This is a genomic window from Tepidisphaeraceae bacterium (assembly GCA_035998445.1).
GTDB lineage: Bacteria > Planctomycetota > Phycisphaerae > Tepidisphaerales > Tepidisphaeraceae > DASYHQ01.
Genome location: DASYHQ010000059.1, coordinates 74,971 through 85,209 on the forward strand (window position 1 = coordinate 74,971; position 10,239 = coordinate 85,209).

8 protein-coding genes are annotated in these 10,239 nt (G+C 65.1%); all 8 read right to left on the reverse strand.

Annotated features, from left to right (window positions below):
• Window positions 1-148: 148 nt before the first annotated feature.
• Window positions 149-1,708: a sulfatase-like hydrolase/transferase gene (locus tag VGN72_22250; protein HEV7302075.1), complete on the reverse strand. Its 1,560-nt coding sequence runs from the start codon at window positions 1,706-1,708 to the stop codon at window positions 149-151.
• 11 nt (window positions 1,709-1,719) lie between these two features.
• Window positions 1,720-3,264: an alginate lyase family protein gene (locus VGN72_22255; GenBank protein ID HEV7302076.1), complete on the reverse strand. Its 1,545-nt coding sequence runs from the start codon at window positions 3,262-3,264 to the stop codon at window positions 1,720-1,722.
• Window positions 3,265-3,328: 64 nt separating this feature from the next.
• Window positions 3,329-4,162, reverse strand: a complete 834-nt coding sequence (locus VGN72_22260) for a type II secretion system protein (protein HEV7302077.1) — start codon at window positions 4,160-4,162, stop codon at window positions 3,329-3,331.
• Between the two features lie 143 nt (window positions 4,163-4,305).
• Window positions 4,306-5,088: a PEP-CTERM sorting domain-containing protein gene (locus VGN72_22265; protein HEV7302078.1), complete on the reverse strand. Its 783-nt coding sequence runs from the start codon at window positions 5,086-5,088 to the stop codon at window positions 4,306-4,308.
• A gap of 88 nt (window positions 5,089-5,176) precedes the next feature.
• The gene (locus tag VGN72_22270) at window positions 5,177-6,310 is read right to left on the reverse strand and encodes a LacI family DNA-binding transcriptional regulator (GenBank protein ID HEV7302079.1); all 1,134 of its coding nucleotides are present in this window, start codon (window positions 6,308-6,310) and stop codon (window positions 5,177-5,179) included.
• 167 nt (window positions 6,311-6,477) lie between these two features.
• The gene (locus tag VGN72_22275) at window positions 6,478-8,355 is read right to left on the reverse strand and encodes a sulfatase (GenBank protein HEV7302080.1); all 1,878 of its coding nucleotides are present in this window, start codon (window positions 8,353-8,355) and stop codon (window positions 6,478-6,480) included.
• Window positions 8,352-9,722 carry a sulfatase gene (locus tag VGN72_22280; GenBank protein HEV7302081.1) on the reverse strand — a complete coding sequence of 457 codons (1,371 nt, stop codon included), beginning with the start codon at window positions 9,720-9,722 and terminating at the stop codon, window positions 8,352-8,354. Before VGN72_22280 ends, VGN72_22275 begins: the two co-directional genes overlap by 4 nt.
• A 136-nt stretch (window positions 9,723-9,858) precedes the next feature.
• On the reverse strand, window positions 9,859-10,239 hold a 381-nt coding region (locus VGN72_22285; protein ID HEV7302082.1), incomplete at its 5' end, for an ABC transporter ATP-binding protein.

Here is a 10,239-nt window from a genome sequence, read left to right on the forward strand (position 1 = left end):
GTGGTTACCGCCGCGGGGCGCCCGACCTCACGGCGCGGTCCCGCGTCCATGCTGTGATTCTTCGCGGTTTCGATTCGAGACGAATTGCCGCAGCGGCTGCGATGGTCGAACGGCGATGCGGTCGTCGCGGGTCGCCCTCAAAGTCTCGTCATGCGCCAGCCACACGCCGCGTGAGCAGCGGCTCGCTCTGGATCTGCTCCTGCATGGCCGCCTCCAGCATCTGACATTTGAGAGCTGACGCCGAAGGGACCGACCACAGGTTGCGCGTCTCACCGGGGTCGGATCTGAGGTCGAAAAGTTCGCCGTAATCGCGGCCGCGGTAGAGCGTCAGCTTCGCGTCGGATGTGATGTAGGTATGCAGGTGCACCGACGTCGGCTGATGGCGATTCTCGACGCGACACACCTGTCGGCCGGCGGCGCCGTCCTTCCAGTTGGTGAGGCGGCCGACGCCCTGCACGTCGTCACACGCGGCAAGGCCGGCGGCCTCGAGGAAGGTGGGGACGAAGTCGACCAGTGACTGCAGGTCGCGCCGGACCTCGCCGGCCGGAAGTTGGCCCGGCCAACGCGCGATCATCGGGACGCGGATCCCGTCCTCGTAGTGAAACGCCCCCTTGGCGACCAGCCCGTGGTGTCCAAGGTAGTGGCCGTGGTCGCTGGTGAACACGACCAGCGTATCGTCTTGCGCTCCCAGGCGTGTGAGCCCGTCCAGAATTTTGCCGATCGCGGCGTCGGTGAAGGTCATCATCCCGTAGTATGCCGCCGTCGCACGCGCCAGCCACGTGCGGTCGAGGCCGCGCCGGTGCGAACTGTATCCATGGTTCGCGTGGGCCGTTTCCAGCCACTCGGTGAAATCGCCGGACTTAGCGAGTGCGGCGCGGTGCGGTGGTGGCATGTCGGCCATCGCCTCTGACGACACTTCGGGGGGCAGCGGCACATCTGCCGGGTCGTACATCGAGAACCACGGCTCGGGCGTGACGTACGGCGGGTGCGGGTCGAAAAAGCTCGCCCAGGTGAAGAAGGGCCGGTCCCGTTCGACGCACCGGCCGACGTGGTCGAGCGTTCGCTCGACGATCCAGTTGTTGTAGTGCAGTTCCTCGGGGATGCGCCACGCCATCGGACCTTCGCCGTACCGGTCGCCGGAATCCGTTCCAAGGGGCGAGGGCGTGTTAAAGTAAACGGTCCAATCTTTGAGCCCTTTCTCTTCGAGCCAGATCGCGTAGTGCTGGCCGACGTGGCTCTCGGCGGTGTGCATGCGGGCGGTATCGACGCGGTCGAAGCCATACCACGGCTGCGACCCCGCGCCACCGAACTGGCGCCAGAAGTTCAGGTCGCGAAGCAGCGGCTGGCATTCGATGCTGCGTTGGCCTGGCACGTCGGCCAAGGGCTGGAAGTGCGCCTTGCCCACCAGGTGCGATTCGTAACCCGCCGGCCTGAGAAGGTCGCCGATGAACGGCCCGCCCCCTTCGTGGGCTTCGCGAACCTTCGCCCCAATCGTCCAACCGCCGTGCCGGCTGGGGTATTGACCGGTCAACAGCGTGCCACGCGTAGGGGTGCAAAGGGGGTTCGGACAGTATGCCCGATCGAAACGCACTCCTCCGGCGGCCAGCTGATCGAGGTGCGGTGTGCGGATCGCGGGATTGACAGACCCGAGCAACGAGTAATGTTGCTGATCGGTAGTGATCAGCAGGATATTGGGCGGACGCTTCATGAAACTTCTAATTATGGACGGCTGGCCGGTTCTGGCAACTGCGTCGCTAACGCTGCAATGTCGAGTAGGCCCAAGTGTACGGCGTCGGCGGCAAGCCGCTGCGCGGTGTCGAGCAGATCAGGCCGCCCAAGGCCGTGGCCACCGAGGATCAAGGGCGGTCGCGCCTGATCGACTTTGAACGGCTCGATCTGCTGGTGAAGCCATACTGGCGGTTCGGCAAAGGCGGGCGCAACGAAATCGAACGCAGCGGCTAAGCGCGGGTCACGTCGCCACAGGTCCAGGCCATGCGCCTCGCCAAGCCGGGCCAAGGTCGCCTGGGCGTAAAGGTTATACATGGAGTAGGTCAGCGACAGCGTGCGACCCAGTTCCTCGGGCTGCGAGCCGTCGGCTGCGAAGGCCTCCATACGTCGGTCGAACGCCGCTACCAGACTCGCGGCCAATGGTTTGCCCGCCCCAACGGCCTCGGGAGAGACGAACGCCTGAATACGATGCGTTTGGACCGCGTACCACGTCGCGTGGTTGTTGGCCGCCTGCGCGATGCGCTTGCCGAACGGGCTGGTCTTGAGCCAATCGAGGTATCTCGCAAACCATTGGCGGAACGCCGCGTCGTCGGCGTCCGTCCACGCCGGGCTGTTCCGCAGCAGTTGTACGGCGTCCAACAGCGGCATGAAATGCACGCCCGTGATGATCCCGAACTCGCGGCCTTCAGATTTGCCCGGCACGCCCTGTCCGTACCGAAGGTGCGGGTTCATACGCGTCGCGGGATCCAAGAACCATGTGCGCAGAAGCAGCGCCGCTTGGTCGGCATACCGGTGGTCGTCGCTCAACCACCACGCTGCGGTAAGGGTTTCGACGTCCCGCGCCATCCGTTGAAGGGTTCCGCCATCGGTGGCGACACCTTCCATCGTGTCCGGATTGACCTTGCCGTCTCGTCGAACCCACGGCAGTCCATCCGGCTTAGTGGGGTCGGGCCACCAGTAGATGCCGATGCTCATGTAATCGTGCTTGTCGCCGCTCGGCGGCGCCATCGTCTTGTCCATCACACTGGCGGGTTTACGCACCAGCGCCGAATCCGCCGCGACCATGACCCGGTCGACGATGGGTCCCTGTGGCTTTGCATCGCGAACACGTTGCAGTTCGGCCATCGGTGCAATCATACCTTGGGCTGTTCCTCGGCTATGCATCAGCAACGGGTTTCCGCGCTGTGGCGATTCAGTCGGTTCATCCGCGCCGGTTAAGGGCTTGCCCTCCACGGTGCCGGACCGTTGCCCTGACTTCGAATGCGGGTTGTGCTGCTCCTCGCCAGAGCCGACGGCGTCCACGATCGTCGTGTCGCTTCCGCGCGGCAATTCTGCCTCACGCAGCAGGCTGCGCGGGGATTCCTTCGCCTGTCCCGATACTCGGGAGACACTACCACATATCGCGAAAACGAGGGCGAGACATCGGATAGCAGGAAGTACGTCGAGTGGCATAGACTGATTCCCATTCGCCCGCATCTGCCCTTTCAATATCCGCTTCTGACGGCACGGCGTTCTCAAGCCTTCGATGCCGTCCAACGCAGTCGTTTCCCTTGCACGAATGGGCGTACATGGCGAGGTGGAGCGGGGCGCGACGTCGTCCTTACTGGCCCTCGCGATCGTAGTCGGCCCACGCGCCGACTTGCGGCTGTCCCCAGTTCGCGGCGCCCCAGTTGAACTCGGTGGGCCGCAGGAAGCGAAGGTTTGGCGTCGGGTTGTTCAGACTGTCAGCGATGACGGCGTACGGGACCGACTGGGCGTGCCCGTCGGCATACAGCACGTTGTTCTGGCCTCGATTGCGCCCGGTGCGGTTCTTGCTCGCCACGCCGTGCCGTGGCTGGAGGCGGACGTAATCCGACGCCACGGCCTTCATCTTCAGCTTCACCAGTTTGTCCATCGGCGCCGGCCCGGTCGGGGCAGAGACGAACCCGCGAATTGGGAAACCGTCGCCCGTGTGAATCCAGTCGCGGTTGGGGCGCAGGTCGTACCCCACGCGAAGCGCAGTCGTGGCCGCCGCCGCGCTAGTGACCCACGGGTTATCGGCGGTGTTGTACAGGGCGTCATTGATTTCGGGCTGCTCTGGGCAATACAGCGTCCGGCCGTCCCCGACCAGACCGGCCTCGATGAACGTGCCCCAGGGCCCGACCCGGTTATTGGAAAACGCGAAGTAGCCCCAGTCCTGGCGATCGTACATGACGCCAGTGGGAACCTGGCCCTTGAACTGTATGGCGTAGAGATTAAACATCTGCCCGATCGAGCGCAAGTTACTCAGGCAAACCACGTTATTGGCCTGTCGACGCGCGGCGTTCAAGGCAGGTAGTAGAATGCCGATGAGCACGGCAATGATGCCGATCACAACGAGCAGTTCGACAAGCGTGAAGCCGCCGCGCCGCGCGGAAGTCGCCGAAGCTGAGTTCGTATAATGATTCCACAACACAAAGCACCTCCCTTAAAAATGACAAGAGCAACGCAAAAGCCGACTACATGCCTTCTGTACGGCGCGATCTGCGTGCCGCACGCGGCGAGGGAAATCGAACCCCGCCACACGGCTAGTGCGTGGCTGGGTGGGGTGACCCGGGACTATCTCCGACGGCGACGGAGTAACCCGCCGAGCAGAACCACTCCGACGAGCGAAGTGGGTTCGGGGACAACCGCGGTGTCGCTGACGAGGAGGTTATCAATGGCAACCCGCTGGGCCGACGTCTGGTTGGTCAGGAACGAGATACCGGTGATGGTGTTGAGATTGGAGACGACGTAGGCAAGGTCGTTCCCGATCAAGTTCCCGTTCTGGAACAGGTCGTACGTCTTCGTATTGTTATCAACGGAGAGCGTGTAGGTGTTCGTTTGACCCAGCGTGTACGACGCGGAGAACGTCGCGTTGTTTGCCGCCGTGATTGCGCCGTCAGTGAAGTTCAACTGCGGCCCCGAGCCTGCCGCGTCGTTGCTTCCGCCGAACAGACGCACGGTAAGCGGACCAGGGCTGGCCTGAACGGCGGTGTACTCGTACAGGTCGAACTGCAACGCAAGCGCGCCGCCCACGCCGGGCGCCGCACCAAAGACGAACGACGTGTTGCTGTTGGACCCGCCCGTCTGGTTGTCGTTGAACTCGAGATATTTGTTTGAGCCGGCGGTACCGATGGCCCCGCCATCGGCGACGCGCACGTACCGATTCGCGGTGATGTTCTCGGTGGTTCCGTTGGTGCCGTTCGGGCGGATCGTGTACCCCGTCGTGCCGGTCGGCAGCTCGCCAACGGTATCGTCCTGGAAGTCTTCCGAAAAAACGATGGCCGCCGAAGCCTGTGCAGCCATGAGCGCGGTCAGGCCCACAGCGAAAGCGATGTTGCGTGTGACGGACTCAGACATTTTCATCCTCCTCAAGAAATGGGGACCCGATACTTCTGCGATTGGGTCGGGCGAAGACGCGGCTGGGTACGCGTGAGCTGCCGCCGTTTCACTCCACTGCACGCGACGGCGCGGCCACGGTGGCCCGCTCGACCAGGTGCGGTGGGACTTCGATCGATTTGAGAGCGAGATCAGGATCGGCTATACGTGCTAAAAGTCGGTCGACGGCCTGGGCCATCTGCGCATCGACGTGGGGTTCGATGGTCGTCAGCGCCGGCACAAGGTGGGCAGCCTCGGCGAGGTTGTCGTGCCCGACGATCGAGAGCTCGCGCGGCACGTCCACGCTCCGCCGGCCACAGACGCCTAGCGTCGCTAGCGCCACCTGGTCGTTCAGGCAGAGCATCGCCGTCGGCCGACGCGCCGGGGCGGCCTCACGCCACTGGGTGACGAACTGGTCGGCCATTGCCGCGTAATCGTCGAGCCGGCCGACGTCAGGCTGCCAGAAGACCCATTGCGGCCCAGGCAGCAGGCCGTGCTCGGCGAGCAACCGTAGCGGCAGATAGTGATCCACCTGCGTCGGGTTCGTCCGCGCCGGTGGCGCTGCGAGGAACCCGATGCGACGGTGGCCCATGGCCTGAAGGTGTTCGAGCGCCAGCCGGACGCCGGCGGAGGCGTCGCTGCTGACGCAGTCGTAGCCCACATTGCTTTCGAACAAACCGCCGAACAGCACGATCGGAAAGTTCGGACTCAACAACTCGCGGTGCAACTGCAGGTCGAGCGTTTCGTAAACCGGACCGAGGATCAGACCTTCGACGCCATCGGCGACCATCTGGCGGACGAGTTCGACCTCACGCTCGACGCGCTTCTGAGCAAGGCCACCAGATAGGCTGGCCGTGTACTCGGGGCTGGACGCCAGCTGGAAGCGCATCCCCCGCCGCGCCACTTCCCGTTCGACCGCGCTGCACAACCGGGCGTAGTGAGGGTTGCTGAAATCGCGCGTGATGACCAGCCCGATGAGATTAGTCCTTCCCGTCGCCAACCGCTGCGCCCCCCGATGCGGCGAATAGCCAAGTTGACGGACGGCTTCACGCACCCGACGACGGGTCGATTCGGAATAGGTGCCTCCGACGTTGCGCTGGCTCAACACCTCGCTCACGGTCGTCCGGCTAACGCCCGCCTGACGGGCGACGTCATCGAGCGTCGGTCGAGCCTGCTGCCGAGCTGGTTGATCGCTTTTGGTCATGGGTTCCGCCACCGCCAAGCACTTGAAGTCCTATCGAAGCGCTTCGACACAGGGATAATGGCACACTTTTCGCCAGTCGTCAAGTGCAGATCTTGGAATGTGCGCGCCGGCCCCCTACCGCGTGTGGTCCGGCGGCTAGTGAAGGCGCATGGGGAGTGGAGTAGCGGCTATTGCAGAAACGGGTATGTCGCAAGGGTGTTTCCTTGCGGCGAGACGAGTCGCACATCACGCAGTTCGACTTGGCCCACACTGTTGAGCGGGTCGATCCGCAGACCGCGTAAGTTGCCGTCGAGTTCGATTCGCACTTCTCGGCTGTGCCAGATGTTGGGTTCGGTGATGGTGAAGTCCTTGCGCCGTTCCCGAGCGAACGCAAGGTCCTTGCCTTCGGACCAGTAGACGTTCCCGTCGCCGGCGCGGTCGGCTCGAACGTCGAACCGCAACACGACGGCCTGCTTCGCGATGTTCGGGACATATTCCGTGATCACTTGCGGGTCGGGGCCGGTCGCCTCGACATTCAGAACGCCCTCCCGCACCGATAGGCGTGACTCGCCTTTTCCATACCAGAACCCGACAGTGTTGCCGGCATAACGCGGATTCTTGGCGGGAATCAGCGCACCGGTCTTCGAGAGGTGCGCATCCAATGCCGCACGCATGGCCTCGACGCGTTGCGGCTCGGCGCCGGCGCGGTCGTCGGTCTCGCCTGGGTCGTTTGACAAGTCGTACAACTCAAACCGGTCCGACTGATCGGCGGCGTCATTGTAGATGCGGTAGAGCTTCCAATCCCCGTCCGTGATCGACGTGCTCGGCAGGCTCACTTGTCGCACGTAGGGATGCGGGAAGTGCGAGACGATGGGCTCCGGACGGGTGTACGGTTGCCCGCGCAGCGCCGTGGCGAAATTGTGGCCGTCGACGTGTACCTCGGGCAGTTGCGGCAAGCCGGCCAGATCCAGCAGCGTCGGGAAGAAGTCGGGTGACGTGACGACCGCCCCGCTCTGCGTGCCCGGCGCGACGACGCCATCGTATCGCACGACCAGCGGCACGCGGACGCCACCCTCGTAGTTCGTCCCCTTACCCCCACGGAGCGGCGCATTGCTCGTGGGGTAGATGCCGCCCGGCCGGACGTCGAACATGTTGCCGCCGTTGTCGCTGCTGAAGACGACGATCGTCTCGCGGTCGATGCCCTGGGCCTTCAGGGTGTCGAGCACCTTGCCGATCGCGCGGTCCATCGTCTCGACCATCGCCGCCATCTCCGCGCTGCTCTGCGGCGCGGCAAGGTTAGCCTTGCGGTACCTCTCGATCATCGCGGCCTCGGCCTGGTACGGTGAATGCACGTTGTACGGCCAGAAACAGAGCAGGAACGGCGCGTCGCGGTCGGCGGCTATGAACTTGGCCGCCTCGTCGGCAAGCGCGTCGTCGACGTGCGTGCCGGCGGGCACGACCGGCAATGTGTCGAGTTGCCAAGGGCCGAAATAGCCCGGTGGCGGTGGGCCGGGGTTCTCGCGGCCGCCGACGACGACGTCGAACCCGAACTGCTCGGGCAGGTGCGGCGCGCGGCCCAGGTGCCACTTGCCCATAAATGCCGTGTCATAGCCTTGGCGTTTGAACTCGGCGCCGAGCGTGTGGTAGTCCAGCGGCAGACGCGTGCGCGTTTGCGGATTCGTCGCTTTGTACTGCGGAGCCGCGGCCTCGGGCACGATGGGATCGAGGATGACATCGGGATAGTGCCCGTTGGGCCGGGTGAGCCGGAGCCGGCCAGGATACTGCCCGGTCAGCAGGCTCGCGCGCGTCGGGCTGCAGAGCGGGCTGGCGGAATAGGCGCGCTCGAACCGCATGCCGCTGGCCGCCAATGCGTCAAGGTTCGGCGTGTGGTATGACGTGCTGCCCGCGAACGCGACATCGCGCCAGCCGAGATCGTCGGCGAGGATGAACACGACGTTCGGGCGGGCCGGCTGCGTTGCGGGCGTCTGGCCGAGCGCGGTCGAGATCGCCCCCGCGATCGTGGCCGCAGCGGCCGTCAGCAGGCAGGCGCATTTCTTGAACGTCATGGGGCTTCCTTTCGGGTTGTGAATAGGGACTCCGCCGACACGACCGGGTCCCCAGGATAGATAGCCGTCGCCGGCGTCGTCTTCATGTCCGGCCATGGCGGGACGTATCCAAATGTCAGCAGTGGGTCGGCGGTCGCGCGCATCTGCCACGCGAGTCGGTCGCGCAGCTCGGCGACGATCGCAGTGGCGGCCGGGGCGTCGATCAGGTTGCGCGCTTGGCGTGGATCGGTGACGACGTCGTACAACGCCTCGGCCGGTTCGAGCTCGTCTGTCCAGCCGCGGGCGGTCATTGCCGTACGAGTTGGGCTGGGATCGCAGTTCGGCAGAACGCGTCGCGGCGAAGTGTCGAACCGCCGGACGTACAGGTGAGTGGCCGTCCGCACGCTGCGCATCGGCTCGTATGCCGCGTGATAGTTTACCTCGCCGAACACCGCGTCGTGCAGGGCATCGGTTTCACCAGCCAGCAGCGGCAGGAGCGACTTTCCATCCAGGGCCTCGTCCGGCGGGTCGCCTAGCATGGCAAGGATCGTCGGCAGGACGTCCAGATGGGTGACCATCGCCGTGACACGCCGCCCACCGGTCAGTCCCGGGCCGCGCAGGATAAGCAGCGCACCGGCCCCAGCGTCCGTAAGGCGCGACTTGTGGCCAGGAAACGGCACGCCGTGATCGGTGGTGCAGATGACCAGCGTGTCGCCCGCCCGCCCGGCGGCGTCCAGGCCGTCGAGCACGATGCCGACGCAAGCATCGAGCCGGTCGAGTGCGACGTTGTAGTCGGCGATGTCCGCCCGCACGGCCGGCGTGTCTGGAAACTCCGGCGGAACCGGGACGCCAGACGGATCGCCCAGAGGCGAGGCATCGGCATTGAACGCCTGGCTCTCACGGCCGCGCGTGCGGTGCGTGGTGAAGAAGCCGCATGACAGAAAAAATGGCCGATCGTGATCGCGCCCGACGTACGCCGCGGCGGCGCGGGCGATCGCGGGGTCTTGCGTGGCGACGTTGTCGACGCCGACGCGCGCCAGAATCTCTTCGTAAGCCATCGCGCTGTGCTGGTCGTCAGCGAATTCATGCTGCATCCCCGATAACGCCGTGCGATAGCCGCGCGCCTTCAGCACCGCGGCGAGATGGCGACCGGGATCGGCGAGGCGCGAGCCGCGGTGGGCTAAGCCGATCATCCCGTTCTTGCGCGGCATCTGACCAGTAAGCAAGCATGCGCGGCTCGGCGAGCACGTCGGGCTCGGCGTGAACGCGTTCTCGAAGAGAACGCCAGACGCGGCAAGTCGCTCGAAGCTCGGTGTGGCGTGCGCGTAGCCGTACGGCGAGATCCACCGGCCCGTGTCGTGCGAGTGAAGGTAAAGGATGTTCAACACCTAACCCCCCTATCGTGCCAGCCACGGCCGGTCTCACCGGGAGCGAAGCGGTCGGCTGCGCGAGCGGCGTCGTCATCGGCGGTGGCGGTCCAATGCGCCGACGCCAAAGCGGCCGGTCGACTCTTGCTCGGCAGGATCATGATAGAAGCCCCGCGTACTGGGCGTCGGGCAGCGGCGCGAGCTCGCTCTCGCTTAGCGATGCGGTGCTCAACGGCCGCATTTTTCGGTCCGGGTCGACACTGGGGATCGCCGACAGCAACACGCGCGTGTACGCGTGCCGCGGCGCGTCGAAGATCGCCTTGGTCGCGCCCGCCTCGACGATCCGCCCGCGGTACATGACGACCACGCGGTCGCAGACCTCGCGCACGACCGACAAATCGTGCGACACGAACAGGTACGTCAGGCCCATCTCGCGTTGGAACGCTTTCAGCAGCCGCAGCACCTGCGCCCGCACGGTAACGTCGAGCGCGCTGACGGCCTCGTCGGCGACGACGAACGCGGGGCGTAGGATCAGCGC

What these genes read in the sequence shown, in the direction of transcription:
- VGN72_22270 (HEV7302079.1), bottom strand. Translation starts at nt 6,310, where the DNA reads ATGACCAAAAGCGATCAACCAGCTCGGCAGCAGGCTCGACCGACGCTC.
- VGN72_22275 (HEV7302080.1), bottom strand. Translation starts at nt 8,355, where the DNA reads ATGACGTTCAAGAAATGCGCCTGCCTGCTGACGGCCGCTGCGGCCACG.
- VGN72_22265 (HEV7302078.1), bottom strand. Translation starts at nt 5,088, where the DNA reads ATGTCTGAGTCCGTCACACGCAACATCGCTTTCGCTGTGGGCCTGACC.
- VGN72_22250 (HEV7302075.1), bottom strand. Translation starts at nt 1,708, where the DNA reads ATGAAGCGTCCGCCCAATATCCTGCTGATCACTACCGATCAGCAACAT.